The organism is Pseudomonas sp. GNP013 (genome assembly GCF_054343995.1).
In genome coordinates, this window is sequence record NZ_JBTGUT010000001.1 from 3,609,686 (window position 1) to 3,627,204 (window position 17,519).

Genomic DNA, 17,519 nt, shown 5'->3' on the forward strand with positions numbered 1-17,519 from the left:
CCCATGACCCTTTCACTGCGTAAACTGGCCCTCGCCGCCGGCTGCATGCTGTTCGCCGGCCAACTGCTGGCCGCCGACGAGCCCAAGCGCCCGGAGTGCATCGCCCCGGCCTCCCCCGGCGGTGGTTTTGACCTGACCTGCAAGCTGGCGCAAAGCGCGCTGGTCAACGAGAAGCTGCTGAGCAAGCCGATGCGCGTGACTTACATGCCCGGCGGCGTCGGTGCGGTGGCCTACAACGCCGTGGTCGCCCAGCGCCCTGGCGACGCCGGCACACTGGTTGCCTGGTCCAGCGGTTCGCTGTTGAACCTGGCCCAGGGCAAGTTCGGACGATTCGATGAAAACGCCGTGCGCTGGCTGGCGGCGGTGGGCACCAGCTATGGGGCTATCGCAGTAAAAGCCGATTCGCCCTACAAGAACCTCGATGATCTCGTAAAAGCCTTGAAGAAAGATCCGGGCAGCGTGGTGATCGGTTCCGGCGGCACCGTGGGCAGTCAGGACTGGATGCAAACCGCGCTGATCGCCAAGGCTGCCGGAATCAACCCGCGCGAGCTGCGCTACGTGGCCCTCGAGGGCGGCGGTGAAATCGCCACTGCCTTGCTCGGTGGTCACATCCAGGTGGGCAGCACCGACATCTCCGACTCCATGCCGCACATCCTCAGCGGTGACATGCGCCTGCTGGCGGTGTTCTCCGAGCAGCGTCTGGATGAGCCGGAAATGAAGAATATCCCCACCGCCAAAGAGCAAGGCTACGACATTGTCTGGCCGGTGGTGCGCGGTTTCTACCTCGGGCCAAAGGTCAGTGATGCCGACTACGCCTGGTGGAAAGAAGCCTTCGACAAGCTGCTGGCGTCCGAAGAATTCGCCAAGCTGCGTGATCAGCGCGAGCTGTTCCCGTTTGCCATGACCGGTCCGGAGCTGGACACCTACGTGAAAAAACAGGTGGCTGACTACAAAGTGCTGGCCAAAGAGTTCGGCCTGATCCAGTAAACGCCCGTCATGTAACGCCACTTCGGCAAGCCTGCCGAAGTGGCCTTGGAGTTTCCCATGCTCTTACAACGCATTTTCGCCGCGATGATGCTGCTGGTCTGCGCCGGCCTGGCCTTGATGGCCTGGCCGTATCAGGCGGCGTTTTCCTACGAGCCGGTCGGGCCTCGCGCCTACCCGCTGCTGATGCTCGGGCTGATGAGCCTGGGCCTGATCTATATGCTGTTTCGCCCGCAACCCACCCGGCACACCGAAGAAGAACCGGCGCTGGACCGCGAAACCCTGGTCAAGATCGGCCTCTGCGTTGCGCTGCTGATCGTGTTTGCCGGCACCTTCGAACCCCTGGGTTTCATTCTCAGCAGCATGCTGATCGGCATCCCGATGGCGCGCCTGTACGGCGGCCGCTGGCTGCCCAGCGTGGTGATCGTGACCTTGATGGCTGTCGGCCTTTATCTGCTGTTCGATAAAGCCATGGATGTGCCGCTGCCCCTCGGCCTGCTCGACGTTCTGGAGAACTGATATGGATACTTTTGGCTATTTGGGCCAGGGTTTCGGCGTCGCGCTGAGCCCGTATAACCTGGTGACCGCCCTGTGCGGCACCTTGATCGGTACCGTCGTCGGCCTGTTGCCGGGCCTGGGCCCGATCAACGGCGTAGCGCTGCTGATCCCTATCGCCTTCGCCCTGGGCCTGCCGCCGGAGTCGGCGTTGATCCTGCTGGCTGCGGTGTACCTGGGTTGCGAATACGGCGGCCGTATCAGCTCGATCCTGCTGAACATCCCGGGCGAAGCCTCCACTGTGATGACCACCCTCGACGGTTATCCGATGGCCCGTAAAGGCCTGGCCGGCGTGGCACTGTCGTTGTCGGCATGGAGTTCGTTCATCGGCGCGTTTATCGCCACCTGCGGCATGGTGCTGTTTGCGCCGCTGCTGGCCAAATGGGCGATCGCCTTCGGTCCCGCTGAATACTTTGTCCTGATGGTATTCGCGATTGTGTGCCTGGGCGGCATGGCCGGCGACAAGCCGTTGAAGACCTTTGTGGCGGCGCTGATGGGCTTGTTCCTGTCAGCGGTGGGTATCGACGCCAACAGCGGCGTGTACCGGTTTACCGGCGACAACATCCACCTCACCGACGGCATCCAGTTTGTCGTGCTGGTGCTGGGCCTGTTCTCCATCAGTGAGATCCTGTTGCTGCTGGAAAAAACCCACCGCGGCCAGGAAGCGGTGAAGGCCACCGGACGCATGATGTTCAACCTGAAGGAAGCCGGTGCGGTCTTCGTCGTCAACATCCGTTGCGGCCTGCTGGGCTTCATCATGGGCGTGCTGCCGGGTGCGGGTGCCACGCTGGCCTCGGCGGTTGCCTACATGACCGAGAAACGTATCGCCGGCGCCAGCGGCAAATTCGGCCAGGGCGACATGCGCGGTCTGGCTGCGCCGGAAACCGCCATCGGCGCTTCCGCCTGCGGCGCGCTGGTGCCGATGCTGACGCTCGGTGTGCCCGGTTCAGGCACTACCGCGGTGATGATCGGCGCCCTGTCGCTGTACAACATCACCCCGGGCCCGCTGCTGTTCCAACAGCAACCGGACATCGTCTGGGGCCTGATCGCCTCGCTGTTCATCGCCAACATCATGCTGGTGATCCTCAACATTCCGATGATCCGTATCTTCACGCGCATCCTCGCCGTGCCTAACTGGGCGCTGGTGCCGGTGATCGCCATCATCACCGCGATCGGTGTATACGCGGTTCACGCCACCACCTTCGACCTGTTCCTGATGGTGGGTATCGGTATCTTCGGTTATATCCTGCGCAAGCTGGACTTCCCGCTGTCGCCGGTGCTGCTGGGCTTCATCCTTGGCGGTTTGATGGAGCAGAACCTGCGCCGGGCGCTGTCGATCTCCAACGGTGCGCTGGAGATTCTCTGGTCGAGCCCGATCACCCTGGGTGTGTGGGTACTGACCGCGTTGATGCTGATGTTCCCGCTGATCCGCATCTACCGTAAACGCGCCCTGCAGCGTCGTGCCCTGGCCGATGTCTGACGTCACCTTCAAGCAATGGTGGGGAACACCACTGGTCGGCCTGGCCGGTGGTTACCTGGCCAGCCTCGTCGGCTGGCCTTTGCCGTACATGGTTGGCTCGTTGCTGGCGATCATCCTGGTGCGCTGCCTCACGCCCTGGCAGTTGGCCGAGATTCCCGGCGGGCGCAAGTGCGGCCAATGGGTGGTGGGCATCGGCATCGGCCTGCATTTCACCCCGGTGGTGATCGAGCAGGTGATGAGCCACTTCGGGCTGATTTTCTTCGGTGCCTTGATCACCAGCCTGTCGAGCGTGGTCGGCGTGTGGTTGATGCGGCGCAGCGGCGAAGACCGCGCCACTGCGTTTTTCTCCAGCATGCCGGGCGGTTCCGGTGAGATGGTCAACCTCGGCGCACGCAATGGTGCCGTGCTCAGCCGGGTGGCCGCCGGGCAAAGCCTGCGCGTGCTGGTGGTGGTGCTCTGTATCCCGGCGATCTTCAAGTATTTACTGGGCGGCGGTGCGCCACAGTTTCATCCGGCACCCGTCGACTGGGCCTGGCTGGCCCTGCTGTTCCCGGTAGGCGCGCTGGTCGCCTGGGGCTGGCAACGCTTGCGCCAACCCAACCCCTGGCTGTTCGGGCCGTTGCTGGTAAGTGCCATTGCCAGCGTGACCTGGGACCTGCACATTGGCCTGCCTGACGGCGGCAGTCAGGTTGGCCAGTGGCTGATCGGCAGTGGTTTGGGCTGCCACTTCAACCGTCAGTTTTTTCGCCGTGCGCCCTCCTTCATGGGCCGCACCCTGATCGGCACGGCCTTGACCATGGCGCTGGCGACACTGGCGGCGGTAGGGCTGAGCGCCCTGACCCAATTGGACCTGCGCTCACTGACCCTGGGCATGATGCCCGGCGGCATTGCGGAAATGAGCCTCACCGCAGAGACCTTGCAACTGTCGGTGCCGTTGGTGACGGCGATGCAGGTGATGCGCTTGTTGTTCGTGCTGTTTTTGGCCGAGCCGTTGTTTCGGCGCTGGGAGCGCCAACCCGACAACATGTGAAACCTTCGACGTTTTTCTGCCGCCGGCTTCAGATCGGCGGCAGCCGCCAGTCAATTGGCGCCTCGCCATTCTGCTCAAGAAACTTGTTGGTGCGGCTGAAGTGACCGCAGCCCAGAAACCCGCGATACGCCGACAAGGGCGACGGGTGCACCGAGGTCAGTACCAGATGCTTGGTGGCATCGATCAGCTTCTGCTTGCCCTGGGCATGGGCGCCCCACAGCAGGAACACCAGATGCGGCTGATGCTCACTGACCACTTCGATAATCCGATCGGTAAAGAACTGCCAGCCCTTGCCCGCATGCGCATTGGCGTTGGCGCGTTCCACCGTCATGGTGGTATTGAGCATCAGCACACCCTGGTCAGCCCAGCTTTGCAGATAGCCGTGGTTGGGAATGTCGATGTTCAGGTCGCGCTTGAGTTCTTTGTAGATGTTGACCAGCGACGGCGGTGCCGGCACGCCCGGCTGCACCGAAAAACACAGGCCATGGGCCTGGCCGGGACCGTGATAAGGGTCCTGGCCGAGGATCACGACCTTGACCTTGTCCAGCGGCGTGGAGTTGAGGGCGTTGAAAATCAGCGGGCCCGGTGGATAGATCTCCTTGCCGGCCGCATGTTCCTGACGCAGAAACTCGCGCAATTGGGCCATATAGGGCTTGTCGAACTCCTCACGCAGGGCGTGCTTCCAGCTGGGCTCGAGTTTGATACGGTCGCCGTCGGTCATGTTGGGTTCATCGTGCAGAAAAAGAATGGGCGAACCCTAGGAAACGTGCCCCCGCTTGTCAATTGATCTCACACACCACCGGCACTTTCCCGTGGAGCGATCATACTGATCCTTCACCTTCTCGATTTGAGGTCACGATGAATCTGCACTTCGAAGAGCTGACCGGCAGCGGCGGCGCCCGTATCGGCATCGCCAGCCTGGACGCTGAAAAATCCCTCAATGCCCTTTCCCTGCCCATGATTCTGGGCCTTGGCGAACGCCTGGAGGCCTGGGCCAAAGACCCCAACATCGTCTGCGTGCTGCTGCGCGGCAACGGACCCAAGGCCTTTTGCGCCGGTGGCGAAGTGCGCAGCCTGGCCCAGGCGTGCCTTGAGCAACCCGGCGAAGTACCGGCCCTGGCCGCGCAGTTTTTCGCCGCCGAGTACCGCCTTGACTACCGTCTGCACACCTATCCCAAGCCAGTGATTTGCTGGGGCCATGGCTACGTACTGGGCGGCGGCATGGGCCTGCTGCAAAGTGCGTCTGTACGCATCGTTACGCCCGGCAGCCGTCTGGCCATGCCGGAGATCAGCATCGGCCTGTACCCGGACGTAGGCGCCAGCCGCTTCCTGTCGCGCCTGCCCGGCAAACTCGGCCTGTTCCTGGGCCTGACCGGCGCGCACATCAATGGCCGCGACGCCCTGGACCTGGGTCTGGCCGACCGTTTCCTGCGCGACGATCAGCAAGACGAATTGCTCGAAAGCCTGCTGCAACTCAATTGGCAGGAACAGAGCGCGATGCAACTCAACAGCCTGCTCAAGGCCCTGGCCCGGGAGGCCGTCGACCAGCAGCCCGAAGCGCAATGGCTACCACGCCGGGCGCAAATCGACGACTGGCTGGACGTGGGCGATGTGCGCTGTGCGTGGCGCGCATTGAGCCAGCTAAGTGATCACGCTGACCCACTGCTGAGCCGCGCCGGCAAGACCCTCAGCGAAGGCTGCCCGCTGACCGCACATCTGCTGTGGGAACAGCTGCAGCGCGCACGCCACCTGTCGCTGGCCGAGGTGTTCCAGATGGAGTACACCATGACGCTGAACTGCTGCCGCCATCCGGAATTCAGTGAAGGTGTTCGCGCGCGATTGATCGACAAGGATCAGAAACCCCGTTGGCACTGGCCCGATATCAACACAGTGCCAGAAGCCGTGGTGCAGGCGCATTTTCACAAGGCGTGGGAGGGACGACATCCCCTGGCGGATTTTTCCTACTTCTGACAGTTATAGCCTCGGCTTCGAGAGTGTGAATGCACAGTTGTCAGGCTGACTGTCCTGGCAGATATACACTTCTTGTTCAAGCGGGTCCTTGGCGATCTGCCAGTGCAAGGTGCTTGTCAATGAAAAGGCTTCGGCTACGTCAGCTTTTCCTGGGCGCAACGCCACGCTCTGGCCGCTGCCGGTACGGTAAACGCACTTATCCAAGCGACCGTTTTCGCGCTCTTGATCCTTCTCCGGGATGAAAATCGCACCAATGAAACGGTCGACAAAATCCCGGTGTTGGACTTTAGAACTCTGCCAGGGCAAACGCATATCGGACGTCAGGAAAAAGCCTTCGACATACCTGATTGTCGATGGGTAAGGACAGCCAAACTCGTCGTGGGCCTGGGCGAACCCGCCAACCATAAGCAAATACAGACAAATCACGTTTCTTATCATTTTAGAGTTCCATCCATTTCCCTGGGCATTTCGGGGGCACAACGGCCGTCCCCAGTGAAGTCCATTTGAGTCTTATAAGATACCTGTTAATTCTGACAGTGCCGACAAACGGTAGGCGTAAAAAAACGGCGCCTTTGGCGCCGTTTCCGTTAATAGAGCATTCATCGATGGCCGCCACGCCCTCCGCCATGGTCACCGCCGCGTCCTCGTCCACCGTTATGCCAACGGTCACCCCAACCCTGATTCGGGTAAGGCCGGTATCCGGCGCGCGGCCCGTAGTAACGCGGCGACGGTTGGTAGTAGCGAGGGGCCGGGGTGTAGTAGCGCGGGGCCGGGTAGTAATCCCGCCGGTACTGATACGCCGGGCCGCCGCCGTAGTAATACACAGGCGCCGGCTCGGTGTAGACCTCGGAGCGATAGTAGGTGGTGGTGCCCTCGTAATAGGGCACACAGCCGGAAAGCGTCAGGCCGAGCAATGCAGCAAGCAGCAGTCGTCGATACATGGCGGCCTCCTGGACCGCGGAAGAGCACCTCCAGCGACGCTGGAGAGCGGCATTCAGCCTTCACTGAATGACGAAATATCTGACATCAAAAACTGAATCTGGTGCGTTTTGGTAATAGCTTGATACATCTCCTTTGAACGCCCGACTGGCTTGAATATTGCCTCACCGCTGGTCGACTTGATCATTGAATAACGGAACATTTCTGGACGAAATGAAACTTTAAATAATTCGATAATGTCACTATGCCATCGCACAACAGCACGGAGGCTCTAGAGCGAGCATCCTACTCTTATACCCTCGGATTTCCGCCATGAAGATTTCAACCAAACTGCTGCTCTCATTTGTAATGTGCGCGTTTATTACCCTGGGCGTTGGCGCACTGGGCATCAAAGGCGTGATCCGTCTGGCTTCGGCCCTCGATTTAACGTTTTCCAACAATCTGGTCTCGGTCAGCAACACTGCAGCGACCCTCAATGGCCTGGTGTCACACAATCGTGGCTTGTACCGGTTGATGGACGCCAATAATGGCGACGTTGCGCGTGAAGATCGTGAGCGCGTGCGTCAAGATGTTGCCAATCAACTCAAGGCCGGCCTGAGCGCTTACGCCACTTACCGCGCGACACCGCTGGAAGATGACGAACGCGCCGCTGGGGACAAGTTTGATCAGATGTTGCCCGGCTATATCAGCAACTCCGAACGCATCGTTGCATTGCTCGACGCTGGCCAGACCGAACAGGCACGAGCACTACTCAACGGCACCAACAACGAAATGTTCAGGCAGGCCCGCGAACTGATCCGCGTCATGATCGATTCCAACAACCGCCAGATCAAAGAAGGCTCGGCCGCCGCCGATGACCTGCGCAGCAGCGCCATGAATTGGATGATCGGCGGTATCGTGCTGGCCTTTATCATCGCTATCACGGTCGGCCTGCTGATCACGCGACTGATCACGCGGCCTATCGCCCAGGCCGTGGAAAGCGCCCAGCGGATCGCCAAGGGCGACCTGACCCACGCGATCCTCACCGATCGCACCGATGAAGCCGGTCAACTGCTGATGGCAATTTCGGATATGCAGAGCGGATTGAAAAGCACACTACTGGAAATCGCCAATGCTTCGGATCAACTGGCATCCTCTGCTGAAGAGCTGAGCGCGGTGACCGACGAGAGCACGCGCAGCCTCACCCGCCAGAACGACGAAATCCAGCAAGCCGCCACCGCCGTCAACCAGATGACCGCAGCCGTCGACGAAGTGGCCAGCAACGCCGTGTCCACCTCGGAGGCTTCGAGCCAGGCCACCACAGAGGCTGAAGAAGGCCAGCAGCAGGTGCAGCAGGCTGTTTCCGGCATGAGCTCGATGGTGGTGGAAATCAACGACTCAACGCAATCGGTCGCCGACCTCGCCAATCAGGTTCGCGAAATCGGCAAAGTGATTGATGTGATTCGCGGCATCGCCGACCAAACCAACCTGCTGGCGCTCAACGCGGCCATCGAAGCAGCGCGCGCGGGCGAGCAGGGCCGTGGTTTTGCGGTGGTCGCCGACGAGGTGCGCGCATTGGCCCATCGCACCCAGACCTCCACCGTGGACATTGAAAAAATGATCGGCGAAGTACAGGCCGGCGCCGACGATGCCGTGGCGGCGATGAACAAGAGCCTCACCTGGGCCAATAACACCCAGACCCTGGCGCAGAACGCCGGGCACGCGTTGCAGCGGATTACCAGCAGCGTGGCGAAGATCAACGAACGCAATCTGGTGATCGCCTCCGCGTCCGAAGAGCAGGCTCAGGTGGCCCGCGAGGTCGACCGCAACCTGCTGAACATCCAGGACCTGTCGGCCCAGACCGCCGCCGGTGCCAACCAGACCAACGCTTCCAGCCAGGACCTTTCACGCCTGGCGACCTCGTTCAATCTGCTGGTGAGCAAGTTCAAGCTGTAAGTAGCCTGGCGCGAGTGGGCGCTGTATCGTGCAAGGCAACCTTGCTCGATACCGCCAGCCCCATGACCACGCCCTCCCTCTGCCCCGCCTGCGGCGCCCGCAATGATTGCACCCTGGCCGACCCGCGCACCGCAGGCATGGCCTGCTGGTGCTTCAGCGTTAGCATCGACCCGGCGCTGCTGCAGGCCCTTCCCGATGAATTACGCAACAAGGCCTGCCTGTGCCCGCGTTGCGCCCAGGTGGACGAACAATTGCGCAATCCCGATGCGCGTTGATCGCTTGCTCAGCAACCTGCCGCGCTTTAATCGCAAGCAGGTACGCCTGTTATTGGTGGAACGGCGGGTGAGCGTCGATGGGGTGGCGGTCAGCGATCCGCATCACGACGTGCGCGAATTCAGCCGGGTGTGCGTGGACGATGAGGTGGTGCAAGCCGGTAAACCGGCGCGCTATTTCATGCTGCACAAACCCCGGGGCTGCGTGAGCGCCACGTCGGACCCGCAACACCCCACGGTCCTCGACCTGCTGGATGAACCGGACAAGCATGAGTTGCATATCGCCGGTCGCCTGGACTTCAACACCACCGGCCTGCTGCTGCTCACCAACGACGGCCAATGGTCGCGGCGCCTGACGCAACCGACGACCAAGCTGCCCAAGGTTTACCGGGTGGAAACCGAGCAGGCCATCGGCGACGCGTACGCGGTGACGTTCAAGGCCGGCCTGTACTTTGCCTTCGAAGACCTCACCACCCAGCCGGCCGAGCTGGAGCTGCTGGGGCCGAGAACCGCGCGATTGAGCATCATCGAAGGCCGTTATCACCAGGTAAAACGCATGTTCGGGCACTTCGACAACAAGGTACTGGCCTTGCACCGCGAGCGCATGGGGCCGCTTGAGCTGGATAGCGCGCTGGCGCCCGGCGAGTATCGCCCGTTGCACCCGCAAGAGATTCAGCACGTCTGAGGCCGTGTCAGCATTGCCTGCCTGTCATAAAGCACGTGCAGAGTGGTTTACGCGCTCTACCCGCTTGCCAGGAGTCTTACGACATGACGCCAGAAATCGCTGTGTTGGATATACAGGGTCAGTATCGGGTTTACACGGAGTTCTACCGCGCGGACGCGGCTGAAAAGACCATCGTCCTGGTCAACGGCTCGATGGCCACCACGGCCTCCTTCGCCCAGACCGTGAAAAGCCTGCACCCGCAATTCAATGTGGTTCTGTATGACCAGCCCTACGCCGGTCGTTCCCGAATCCACAACCGCCATGATCACATGCTGACGAAGGAAGTCGAAGGCCGGATCCTGCTGGAACTCATCGACCACTTCGCCGCCGAACACGTGCTGTCTTTCTCCTGGGGCGGCACGGCGGCGCTGGTGGCCTTGTCCCAGCGGCCCCGGCGCGTGGAAAAGGCGGTGATCAGCTCGTTCTCCCCGGTGATCAACGCGCCCATGCGTGACTATCTTGAGCGCGGCGCCGATTACCTCGGCAACCGCGACCGCCACCGCGTCGGCCATCTGGTCAACAGCACCCTCGGCAAGCACCTGCCGTCACTGTTCAAACGCTTCAATTACAAGCACGTCAGCAGCCTGGCCGAGCACGAATACGGGCAGATGCATTTTCACATCAGCCGGATGCTGGACGGTGATCGACAGTGTTATCTCAAGGCGGCCAAGGCCATCGACATACCGGTGCTGTTCATCAATGGCGAGTGGGACGAATACACCTGCCCCCAGGATGCCCGGTTGTTCGGACAGCACGTGGCGCACAGCAGCTTCAGCACGATTCAGGCAACCGGGCATTTCCTCGACATGGAGCACAAGGCGGCATGCCGGGACAGCCAGGAGGCGGTGGTGGGATTCTTGAAAGGGGAGCGGCCATTGAACCGGTTGAGAGGTCAGCAGGAACGGACGCAGCAGGCATTCGCAATCTGAAATGCCGTCCCTGTGGACGCGACAGTGAACTCATACATTTTTGAAGAAAAACTTCAAATCGCGGCGAACATCTGGTACAAAGTCAGCCGCTTTGAGCGGGTATAGTTTAGTGGCAAAACGAAAGCTTCCCAAGCTTTAGTTGAGGGTTCGATTCCCTCTACCCGCTCCACTCTTTTTGAGTCCGACATCGCAAAATGTTGACGGAAGATGCAGGAAAAACCGGTCCGAATGGCCGGTTTTTTTTATGGCTGCGATTTGAGTCAAGCGTCAGACTGCCCTTCAAGACCTGTACAAACCAATAATTTTGTACAACCATCAACCCTTGAGCGCCGGTAATACGCCGCGCGCGGTCGAGGAGCCAGGCCATGCCGCGCCTTCTGGTTTCACTGTTGCTGATATTGAGCCTGGGCGGCTGCGCCCATGTGGGCGTCGAGCACTATGCCAATCAGCAACCGCAATTGGATCTGCAGCGTTTCTTCAGCAAGCCCGTCAAGGCCTGGGGCATATTCGAGAAACGCTCGGGCGAGGTGGCCAAGCGTTTTGAGGTAGACATCACCAGCCGGCGCGAGGGCAATGCGCTGATTCTTGACGAACGCTTTCTGTACAGCGATGGCACGCGCCAGCAGCGGGTGTGGACGCTCACCCCCGATGGCCCTGGGCGCTGGCGTGGACGCGCCGCTGATGTGGTGGGCGAAGCCATCGGCGAAGTGGCCGGCAATGCACTGCGCTGGCGCTACCGGCTCAACCTGCCGGTGGATGGCTCGGTGTATGAAGTCAGTTTTGACGACTGGATGTACCTGATGGATGAAGACACGCTGATCAACCGCTCGAGCATGTCCAAGTTCGGCGTTGAGTGGGGCCAGGTCACGTTGTTCTTTCGTCGCCAATAAACCTGAACGCGAGGGTGAATCATGAATGTGCAAATGCTGACCGAACTGGCCGAGAAAGGCGCAATACGGGAGCTGGAGCTGCTGTCGCTGGAGGGCGGCTTCTACATTGCTCGTGTGACACTCGATGACGGTGAACTGACCTTGCTGGACGATCATGGCAAAACCCTGCGCCTGCGCTCCACCACCCACTTGCGCGACCTCTTGCAGCGCGTTCCGCCATTCCCCTGTGTGCTGGTGCAGCAGTGCGTGCATGACGAAATGTGTGGCACGCGCACCGGGCCTATCGGTGCCTTGCGCATTCCGTTTTCGCTCGCGGCAACGCACTAGACGCTTCGCCTGCGTAGCAAAACCTCGCAATACCTCTCTCCAGCGTCGTTCCCAGGCGCTCATACACTGCAGTGACCACTCACCGAAATACCGCTCATCAACTTCCGGTAGGTAGAGTGTTGATATTTTATTTTCTGTGGTTATAGTCACCACCAACACACGCCACAAGGAGGTGTTGTGGACAGTCGATATTTGATAGGTCATATCGTTGCGGATGGCTGGTATCTGGTGCGTATCAGAGGCAGTCATCATCACTACAAGCACCCGACCAAGCCGGGACTGGTGACGATTCCTCATCCAAAAAAGGATCTGTTGGACAAGACCGCCAAGAGCATTTTGAAACAGGCTCTGCTGAGTTAAACGTCTGTGGAGGACAAAAACATGCTGTACCCCATCGCAATTTCAACCGGTGACAAAGACCACGCCTGGGGCGTGGAAGTCCCGGATATCCCTGGCTGCTATTCGGCCGGCGACGACCTGGACGACGCCATGGCCATGGCCCGCGAAGCCATTGAAGGGCACTTCGAAATCCTTGCCGAAGACGGCTCGCCGATTCCCGGCGCGCAAAAAGTCACCGTGCATGCCGCCAACCCCCAATACGCCGGCTGTACCTGGGCAGTGGTGGACATCGATGTCACCCGCTATTTGGGCAAGGCGCAAAAACTCAACATCACCTTGCCTGGCTATCTGCTCAATCGCATTGATGACTATGTGCTGCACCATCCGGAAGAAAAAAGCCGTTCAGGTTTTCTGGCATCGGCAGCACTCAAGGTACTGCAGAAGGGCCATTGACCCAGGAGCGTGCTGATGTCTCACGAATACATCCTCATGCCCTCGCCCGTCGGCCAACTCACCCTGGTGGCGCGCGCCGGCAAGCTCGCGGCCATCCTGTGGGAAACCGAGCGCGCCAACCGTGTACGCCTGGATAATCTGATCGAAGCCCGCGATAACCCGGTGCTGCTGGAAACCGAGCGCCAGTTGCACGAATACTTCGCCGGAACGCGCAACCACTTCGAACTGGAGCTGGATTTCGCCGGCACCGTTTTCCAGAAGCAGGTCTGGCAAGCGCTGCTGACCATTCCCTTCGGCGAAACCCGCAGCTACAGCCAGATTGCGCGGCAGATCGGCAACCCTACTGCCGTTCGCGCGGTAGGCGCTGCCAACGGTCGCAATCCCATCTCGATCATTGCGCCGTGCCATCGCGTCATTGGCGCATCGGGCACCTTGACCGGGTTTGCCGGAGGACTCGAGGCCAAGCAGTATCTGTTGACGCTTGAAAACCGCAACCAGACCAACATGGGGTTCTGACTACGCCTGTGCAACCGCGCCCCGCACAAAGGTCTGATAATCGAACAACCGCTCGAAACCCAAGGCTCGATAGAGCGATGTGGCCGCTGAAGTCGCCTCCAGAAAACAGAACCGCCCGCCCAGGCGCCAGGCATGAAGCAGGGCTGTCTGGATCAATCGAGTGCCATAGCCTTTACCGCGAAAACCCGCGACGGTGCCAAAATCGTTGATGCGCGCCGCCCCGTCACACATCGACAACGTCAACGAAGAAGCTACCTGGCCGTCGGCAGACAACACGAAGTGGTACAGCGCTTCACCCGCCTCAAGGGCCCGTTCGTGCCGCTGTTGATAATGCGCGACCTCTACGGGGGTCGACGAGAACGCACTGACAAGCGGGACGGCCCATTGCGTGAGGTTGCGGGTCAGGCTGATCTGCACCGCGCCGTTGCATTGCATTGGCGTAAACGGTAGCAATTGAAGGGCCATTGCGCTGGTCACCTCTGCAGCACGAAAGCCAAGGCCCGTGAGCAGCTCGCGTAATGTCTCAACCTTTTGCTCGTGCATCACCAGGCGTATCGGCAGCGTGGTACGGCGGATCAAAGCCAGCGCAGCGGCCAGTTCAGCGCTCGACGGTGCGCAGCCCAACCGAACGATGAGCAGGTTCTGCGGGCCGTCGCACTCATCAATGAAATAGGTGCTGACACACGAGCCATAGCAGCGATACGGCAAGCAGGTTGCGGAATAAAAATGCTCGTCGGTTTTTTGATAGAGCGCGCTCAGCTCACAGGCGCTGTCATTGGGCATGGGCAATATCCAGGCAAAAGCCCAGTCTTGGATGTGACGCAGCAACGCGCAGTAAGCCGTTTCCTAAAAGAGCATCAAAAAAGCCTCAACTGGCGTGGGAGGCTAATTGTAAAAAGAAATTTCACGAACCAGTCACGGTCGATATGTTCATCACCCACTTCAAAGGAAAAAGGTCATGAAATTCGCCGCCATCTCACAATCCCTGTCCCGCTGGGCAGGCAGTGCCCGGACGTTCTATGCGGCCGTCGCATTGATTTGCTTGTGGAGCCTGAGCGGGCCGTACTTCCACTACAACGACACCTGGCAGCTGATCATCAATACCTCAACCACCATCATCACGTTTCTGATGGTGTTCCTGATCCAGAACACGCAAAACCGCGACAATGACATCCTGCACATCAAGATCGATGAGCTGCTGCGCGTCTCCAAGGACGCGCAGAACGCGGTGCTGAGCCTGGATGGCCTGGACCGCAAAGAGCTGGAAAAACTACGCCAGGAATACCGCAGCATCGGCAAAACCGGCACCGTCAGCTTGAACAGCAGTTGCGGCATGGCTGCAGACGATGCGGCACAGGTCAGAACCGACTTGAACCAGGCATGAAAAAACGGCGGTTGGATCTGCTCCAACCGCCGTTTTTCATTTCAGGCCGGCGTCTCAACCGTCGCCTTGGTGACCCTTGCCATAAGTCGACGCCAACGCACGCGCTTTTTGCAGACGCTCCTCCAGCTTGGGCAATGTCTCATCCACCAGTGCCTTTATCTCGGGAACGCTGGAAGCCGCGCCCTCGCGCTTGAACAGGGCGATGGCGTCTTCGTTTTCCTTGACCTGCTGCGCCGTGTAGGCGGCGTCGAACGAGTCGCCGTCCTTGAGTTCGGGCATCAGGGTTTCGGCCTTGTCGACAATCTTTTCGCGCGGCGCCACGGGCAGATCGAGCTTCTTGGCGATGGCTGCCAAGTGCTGGTTGGCCAGCGTGCGCTCGTTGATCACCTCGATGGTGTAGTCCTTGATTTCCTGGGACGAGGTTTTGGAGTGGGCCATGCGACTGGTTTCGATATCGGCCATGCCTTTGGCCGAAGCCTGCTCGATGAATTCAGCAGGCGACTGGGCGAAGGCATTGCTGGCGCCGAGGCCCAGCAGCATCGCGAAACTGGCGGTGCGTAACCGGATAGCCATGCGGCTCATGATGGGTTCCTCCAGGGCAAAAATAGGTGCGAGGACAAACACCTCGCCCTGAATTCGAATTTTCAGGGCAGCAAAGGTTTAGAAAAAACTTGTCAGTGCGACGAACGGTCACCCTCGCTTCAGGCAGGTTTGCTGCCAAACAGGCCCGGCAACGCATGGGCCAGAGCATTGATAGCAAAACCGATAAACATCACACCGCACAGCCGAGTGATCAGTATTTCGTGGCGTTGATACACCGTGCGCACACGCTGGGCGCCGACCACGCCGATCAGAATCGCGTAGGCCAGCAGGCCGCCTACAAAGCTCAGGAAAATCAGCGACGGCAGCATCGCCCAAGTCAGCAATTCGGCGCGGCTGGAGAGTAATGCCGTGAACGTCGCGACTGCCACCGGGTACGCCTTGGGATTGGTCAGGCCAAACAGGATGCCGTGCCAAAACGGATGCCGCGCCGCGCCCTGGGGCGCATCACTGTTGCGACGCTGGGTGCGAATCGCGCGCCAGCCGAGCCAGAACAGATACAACCCGCTGAGCATGCCGAGCACGTCGAATGCCGTGCTGCCAACCTCGCGCGCGCCGACAATCGCAATCAGCGCGGTGCTGCACCACACCACATCCCCCAGCAAATGCCCGCACAAAAAACCCGCCCCGGCACGGCGACCACGGGAGGCACCGATGCCAAACACCGCCAGCACGCCCGGACCGGGCGTAATGCCATAGATGAACCCTGAAGCAAGGACAGCGAGCAGCAATGATGGGGTCATGGGCGTGACTCTGACAGAGGGTTGAGGTGGAGGGATTCTGCACGTTCCGGCGTTATGGGTAAAACTTCATGCCTGCGTAAGGTTTTTCACGACAGGCTTGCAGGCGCGAAGCCAGATCGCCGACGTGAACCTCGAGCTTGTGCCCATCAGGGTCGAGAAAATAGTAGGAAGCGCCCTCACTGCGGTTATCACGCCACTCCTGCACACCCGCGCCCCTGAGGCGTTCAACCAGTGCATCAAAATCACGAGCATGCGTGCTGAATGCGTAGTGGGTGTAATCAACCACCGGCACAGGGTCGCGCAGCGGGTCGAGGGACAAACAGAGCCACAACCCAGGCAGCGAGAGGTAAGCGCCGTTGTCCCAAGTCGCCTCGAGCTGCAAGCGCAACAGCTCGTGGTAGAAGTGCAGGCTGCGTTGCAGGTCGACGACGGCCAGCGTGAGGTGATTGAGTCCCGAAAGCATGCTGTTGTTTCCTGTTATAAATGGCCATCGCACAATACACCCCGCACCTGCCCACTCAACCACTGCAACCCTGCATCCCCACCCCGCCGCGCATGCCACGCCAACTCAAAAGCAAACGTGGGGATATGAAACGGCGGCGGCACGGCCAGCAATTGCTCCTGATCAATGGCCAGGACTCCCCGCGATGACACGGTGAGGATCAGATCCGTGCCCTGAATCAACCGCGGCGCCACGCCCCAGTGGGGCAGGCTGATCGCCACATGCCGCCGCTCCCGAATCGCCTTCAAGGCGCGTTCGATTTCCGGAGTGCCGCTGCCGCGCATCTCCAGCAATACATGGGGCCGCGACAGGTAGGTCGGCAAGTCCAGCACGCCACTGTCCGGCAGGCTGTCGCGGTCCACCAGGCAGGTGTAATGCTCTTCAAACAGCGGTGTAGTCCGCAGTTCGGCCGGCAGATCAGGAAAGACGCCGGCGGCCAGGTCCAGATCGCCATTGAGCACACCGTCGACCATGCCTTCACGGCTGGCCTGGACGACCTGCAAGTCGATGCCCGGCGCCTCCCGACGCAACGTGCGCACCAGCGGTGGCAAAAAAATCGCCGCGCCGTAGTCCGACATCGCCATACGAAACCGACGCTTGGCGGTGGCCGGATCAAACCGGTTCGGCGCCAGCAATGCCTGCACCTGGGCCAGGGCTTCGGCCAACGGGGCGGCCAGCTCCAGCGCGCGGGCAGTCGCAACCAATGCACCGCCCTGCCGCACCAGCAATGGGTCGCCGAGCAGGTCACGCAAGCGCGCCAGCGCATGGCTCACGGCCGGCTGGCTCAGGTGTAGACGCTCGGCGGCACGGGTGACGTGTTGCTCACTGAGCAAGGCGTCGAGGATGACCAACAGGTTGAGGTCGATGCGTCGCAGATCATTCATCAGCTGCATGCCAGATATACGTAAATGGAATTTAAATTTGCGCGACGAATACCCTAGAGTCC

The 17,519-nt window shown here is 60.3% G+C and carries 23 protein-coding genes and 1 tRNA gene; 16 read left to right on the forward strand and 8 right to left on the reverse strand.

The genetic code is table 11. From position 1 onward, the window contains the following. The first annotated feature begins 3 nt into the window (after nucleotides 1–3). The 4 genes from ACXX81_RS15785 to ACXX81_RS15800 are packed head-to-tail and all read left to right on the forward strand — an operon-like array spanning nucleotide 4 to nucleotide 4,049. Complete coding sequence (locus ACXX81_RS15785) at nucleotides 4–987, forward strand: Bug family tripartite tricarboxylate transporter substrate binding protein (protein ID WP_209989919.1); 984 nt, start codon at nucleotides 4–6, stop codon at nucleotides 985–987. Between the two features lie 57 nt (nucleotides 988–1,044). Next, on the forward strand, nucleotides 1,045–1,503 hold the full coding sequence (locus ACXX81_RS15790; RefSeq protein WP_209989916.1) for a tripartite tricarboxylate transporter TctB family protein: 459 nt from the start codon (nucleotides 1,045–1,047) through the stop codon (nucleotides 1,501–1,503). Between the two features lies 1 nt (nucleotide 1,504). Continuing rightward, nucleotides 1,505–3,019, forward strand: coding sequence for a tripartite tricarboxylate transporter permease (locus tag ACXX81_RS15795; RefSeq protein ID WP_057007900.1), 1,515 nt, complete (start codon nucleotides 1,505–1,507; stop codon nucleotides 3,017–3,019). Continuing rightward, nucleotides 3,012–4,049 carry an AbrB family transcriptional regulator gene (locus ACXX81_RS15800; protein ID WP_231422078.1) on the forward strand — a complete coding sequence of 346 codons (1,038 nt, stop codon included), beginning with the start codon at nucleotides 3,012–3,014 and terminating at the stop codon, nucleotides 4,047–4,049. The genes ACXX81_RS15795 and ACXX81_RS15800 overlap by 8 nt, the downstream gene beginning before the upstream one ends. Before the next feature lie 28 nt (nucleotides 4,050–4,077). On the opposite strand, the gene ung is transcribed toward ACXX81_RS15800, so the two are convergent. Then, complete coding sequence (gene ung / locus ACXX81_RS15805) at nucleotides 4,078–4,770, reverse strand: uracil-DNA glycosylase (protein WP_003233900.1); 693 nt, start codon at nucleotides 4,768–4,770, stop codon at nucleotides 4,078–4,080. Nucleotides 4,771–4,907: 137 nt separating this feature from the next. On the opposite strand from ung, the gene dspII reads away from it, so the two are divergent. Next, the gene (dspII, locus tag ACXX81_RS15810) at nucleotides 4,908–6,020 is read left to right on the forward strand and encodes an enoyl-CoA hydratase/isomerase DspII (protein ID WP_458572014.1); all 1,113 of its coding nucleotides are present in this window, start codon (nucleotides 4,908–4,910) and stop codon (nucleotides 6,018–6,020) included. A 3-nt stretch (nucleotides 6,021–6,023) separates the two neighbouring features. Here dspII and ACXX81_RS15815 read toward each other — a convergent pair whose 3' ends face one another. Both ACXX81_RS15815 and ACXX81_RS15820 read right to left on the reverse strand, forming a co-directional pair. Next, nucleotides 6,024–6,458: a DUF3757 domain-containing protein gene (locus ACXX81_RS15815; RefSeq protein WP_209989906.1), complete on the reverse strand. Its 435-nt coding sequence runs from the start codon at nucleotides 6,456–6,458 to the stop codon at nucleotides 6,024–6,026. Nucleotides 6,459–6,619: 161 nt separating this feature from the next. After that, nucleotides 6,620–6,961: a hypothetical protein gene (locus tag ACXX81_RS15820; protein WP_458572015.1), complete on the reverse strand. Its 342-nt coding sequence runs from the start codon at nucleotides 6,959–6,961 to the stop codon at nucleotides 6,620–6,622. A gap of 310 nt (nucleotides 6,962–7,271) precedes the next feature. Between ACXX81_RS15820 and ACXX81_RS15825 the strand changes: the two genes are divergently transcribed. From ACXX81_RS15825 to ACXX81_RS15870, 10 genes are all read left to right on the forward strand, one after another. Next, nucleotides 7,272–8,894, forward strand: a complete 1,623-nt coding sequence (locus ACXX81_RS15825) for a methyl-accepting chemotaxis protein (RefSeq protein WP_458572016.1) — start codon at nucleotides 7,272–7,274, stop codon at nucleotides 8,892–8,894. Nucleotides 8,895–8,956: 62 nt separating this feature from the next. After that, nucleotides 8,957–9,169, forward strand: coding sequence for a cysteine-rich CWC family protein (locus ACXX81_RS15830; RefSeq protein WP_209989897.1), 213 nt, complete (start codon nucleotides 8,957–8,959; stop codon nucleotides 9,167–9,169). Next, nucleotides 9,159–9,851 (forward strand): pseudouridine synthase, encoded by a 693-nt coding sequence (locus ACXX81_RS15835; protein WP_209989893.1) that lies wholly within the window; start codon nucleotides 9,159–9,161, stop codon nucleotides 9,849–9,851. Before ACXX81_RS15830 ends, ACXX81_RS15835 begins: the two co-directional genes overlap by 11 nt. Nucleotides 9,852–9,934: 83 nt before the next feature. Further along, nucleotides 9,935–10,819: an alpha/beta fold hydrolase gene (locus ACXX81_RS15840; RefSeq protein ID WP_458572017.1), complete on the forward strand. Its 885-nt coding sequence runs from the start codon at nucleotides 9,935–9,937 to the stop codon at nucleotides 10,817–10,819. Nucleotides 10,820–10,914: 95 nt separating this feature from the next. After that, nucleotides 10,915–10,988: transfer RNA gene (locus ACXX81_RS15845), tRNA-Gly, on the forward strand. A 196-nt stretch (nucleotides 10,989–11,184) separates the two neighbouring features. After that, nucleotides 11,185–11,709: a DUF3833 domain-containing protein gene (locus ACXX81_RS15850; protein ID WP_231422065.1), complete on the forward strand. Its 525-nt coding sequence runs from the start codon at nucleotides 11,185–11,187 to the stop codon at nucleotides 11,707–11,709. Between the two features lie 21 nt (nucleotides 11,710–11,730). Next, nucleotides 11,731–12,036, forward strand: a complete 306-nt coding sequence (locus ACXX81_RS15855) for a DUF6482 family protein (protein ID WP_231422063.1) — start codon at nucleotides 11,731–11,733, stop codon at nucleotides 12,034–12,036. Nucleotides 12,037–12,213: 177 nt separating this feature from the next. After that, nucleotides 12,214–12,396 carry a type II toxin-antitoxin system HicA family toxin gene (locus ACXX81_RS15860; RefSeq protein WP_003233882.1) on the forward strand — a complete coding sequence of 61 codons (183 nt, stop codon included), beginning with the start codon at nucleotides 12,214–12,216 and terminating at the stop codon, nucleotides 12,394–12,396. Between the two features lie 21 nt (nucleotides 12,397–12,417). After that, on the forward strand, nucleotides 12,418–12,828 hold the full coding sequence (locus ACXX81_RS15865; protein WP_057007889.1) for a type II toxin-antitoxin system HicB family antitoxin: 411 nt from the start codon (nucleotides 12,418–12,420) through the stop codon (nucleotides 12,826–12,828). 15 nt (nucleotides 12,829–12,843) lie between these two features. Beyond that, nucleotides 12,844–13,344 carry a methylated-DNA--[protein]-cysteine S-methyltransferase gene (locus ACXX81_RS15870; RefSeq protein ID WP_458572018.1) on the forward strand — a complete coding sequence of 167 codons (501 nt, stop codon included), beginning with the start codon at nucleotides 12,844–12,846 and terminating at the stop codon, nucleotides 13,342–13,344. Here the strand turns inward: ACXX81_RS15870 and ACXX81_RS15875 are convergent, their stop codons facing one another. After that, nucleotides 13,345–14,127, reverse strand: a complete 783-nt coding sequence (locus tag ACXX81_RS15875) for a GNAT family N-acetyltransferase (RefSeq protein WP_458572019.1) — start codon at nucleotides 14,125–14,127, stop codon at nucleotides 13,345–13,347. 175 nt (nucleotides 14,128–14,302) lie between these two features. Between ACXX81_RS15875 and ACXX81_RS15880 the strand changes: the two genes are divergently transcribed. Next, on the forward strand, nucleotides 14,303–14,728 hold the full coding sequence (locus tag ACXX81_RS15880) for a low affinity iron permease family protein (protein ID WP_057007886.1): 426 nt from the start codon (nucleotides 14,303–14,305) through the stop codon (nucleotides 14,726–14,728). Between the two features lie 54 nt (nucleotides 14,729–14,782). On the opposite strand, the gene ACXX81_RS15885 is transcribed toward ACXX81_RS15880, so the two are convergent. The 4 genes from ACXX81_RS15885 to ACXX81_RS15900 all read right to left on the reverse strand — a co-directional run bounded on the left by ACXX81_RS15885 (nucleotide 14,783) and on the right by ACXX81_RS15900 (nucleotide 17,466). Then, complete coding sequence (locus ACXX81_RS15885; protein ID WP_209989876.1) at nucleotides 14,783–15,310, reverse strand: DUF4142 domain-containing protein; 528 nt, start codon at nucleotides 15,308–15,310, stop codon at nucleotides 14,783–14,785. 119 nt (nucleotides 15,311–15,429) lie between these two features. Next, nucleotides 15,430–16,071, reverse strand: coding sequence for a LysE family translocator (locus ACXX81_RS15890; RefSeq protein WP_209989872.1), 642 nt, complete (start codon nucleotides 16,069–16,071; stop codon nucleotides 15,430–15,432). Nucleotides 16,072–16,123: 52 nt separating this feature from the next. Beyond that, nucleotides 16,124–16,534 (reverse strand): fosfomycin resistance glutathione transferase, encoded by a 411-nt coding sequence (fos, locus tag ACXX81_RS15895; RefSeq protein WP_458572020.1) that lies wholly within the window; start codon nucleotides 16,532–16,534, stop codon nucleotides 16,124–16,126. Between the two features lie 14 nt (nucleotides 16,535–16,548). Next, the gene (locus ACXX81_RS15900) at nucleotides 16,549–17,466 is read right to left on the reverse strand and encodes a LysR family transcriptional regulator (protein WP_458572021.1); all 918 of its coding nucleotides are present in this window, start codon (nucleotides 17,464–17,466) and stop codon (nucleotides 16,549–16,551) included. Between the last annotated feature and the right edge of the window lie 53 nt (nucleotides 17,467–17,519).

Bases quoted from the DNA above. Each gene is read 5' to 3' on its own strand.
- ACXX81_RS15785 (WP_209989919.1), top strand. From the start codon at position 4: ATGACCCTTTCACTGCGTAAACTGGCCCTCGCCGCCGGCTGCATGCTG.
- ACXX81_RS15790 (WP_209989916.1), top strand. From the start codon at position 1,045: ATGCTCTTACAACGCATTTTCGCCGCGATGATGCTGCTGGTCTGCGCC.
- ACXX81_RS15795 (WP_057007900.1), top strand. From the start codon at position 1,505: ATGGATACTTTTGGCTATTTGGGCCAGGGTTTCGGCGTCGCGCTGAGC.
- ACXX81_RS15800 (WP_231422078.1), top strand. From the start codon at position 3,012: ATGTCTGACGTCACCTTCAAGCAATGGTGGGGAACACCACTGGTCGGC.
- ung (WP_003233900.1), bottom strand. From the start codon at position 4,770: ATGACCGACGGCGACCGTATCAAACTCGAGCCCAGCTGGAAGCACGCC.
- dspII (WP_458572014.1), top strand. From the start codon at position 4,908: ATGAATCTGCACTTCGAAGAGCTGACCGGCAGCGGCGGCGCCCGTATC.
- ACXX81_RS15815 (WP_209989906.1), bottom strand. From the start codon at position 6,458: ATGATAAGAAACGTGATTTGTCTGTATTTGCTTATGGTTGGCGGGTTC.
- ACXX81_RS15820 (WP_458572015.1), bottom strand. From the start codon at position 6,961: ATGTATCGACGACTGCTGCTTGCTGCATTGCTCGGCCTGACGCTTTCC.
- ACXX81_RS15825 (WP_458572016.1), top strand. From the start codon at position 7,272: ATGAAGATTTCAACCAAACTGCTGCTCTCATTTGTAATGTGCGCGTTT.
- ACXX81_RS15830 (WP_209989897.1), top strand. From the start codon at position 8,957: ATGACCACGCCCTCCCTCTGCCCCGCCTGCGGCGCCCGCAATGATTGC.
- ACXX81_RS15835 (WP_209989893.1), top strand. From the start codon at position 9,159: ATGCGCGTTGATCGCTTGCTCAGCAACCTGCCGCGCTTTAATCGCAAG.
- ACXX81_RS15840 (WP_458572017.1), top strand. From the start codon at position 9,935: ATGACGCCAGAAATCGCTGTGTTGGATATACAGGGTCAGTATCGGGTT.
- ACXX81_RS15850 (WP_231422065.1), top strand. From the start codon at position 11,185: ATGCCGCGCCTTCTGGTTTCACTGTTGCTGATATTGAGCCTGGGCGGC.
- ACXX81_RS15855 (WP_231422063.1), top strand. From the start codon at position 11,731: ATGAATGTGCAAATGCTGACCGAACTGGCCGAGAAAGGCGCAATACGG.
- ACXX81_RS15865 (WP_057007889.1), top strand. From the start codon at position 12,418: ATGCTGTACCCCATCGCAATTTCAACCGGTGACAAAGACCACGCCTGG.
- ACXX81_RS15870 (WP_458572018.1), top strand. From the start codon at position 12,844: ATGTCTCACGAATACATCCTCATGCCCTCGCCCGTCGGCCAACTCACC.
- ACXX81_RS15875 (WP_458572019.1), bottom strand. From the start codon at position 14,127: ATGCCCAATGACAGCGCCTGTGAGCTGAGCGCGCTCTATCAAAAAACC.
- ACXX81_RS15880 (WP_057007886.1), top strand. From the start codon at position 14,303: ATGAAATTCGCCGCCATCTCACAATCCCTGTCCCGCTGGGCAGGCAGT.
- ACXX81_RS15885 (WP_209989876.1), bottom strand. From the start codon at position 15,310: ATGAGCCGCATGGCTATCCGGTTACGCACCGCCAGTTTCGCGATGCTG.
- ACXX81_RS15890 (WP_209989872.1), bottom strand. From the start codon at position 16,071: ATGACCCCATCATTGCTGCTCGCTGTCCTTGCTTCAGGGTTCATCTAT.
- fos (WP_458572020.1), bottom strand. From the start codon at position 16,534: ATGCTTTCGGGACTCAATCACCTCACGCTGGCCGTCGTCGACCTGCAA.
- ACXX81_RS15900 (WP_458572021.1), bottom strand. From the start codon at position 17,466: ATGCAGCTGATGAATGATCTGCGACGCATCGACCTCAACCTGTTGGTC.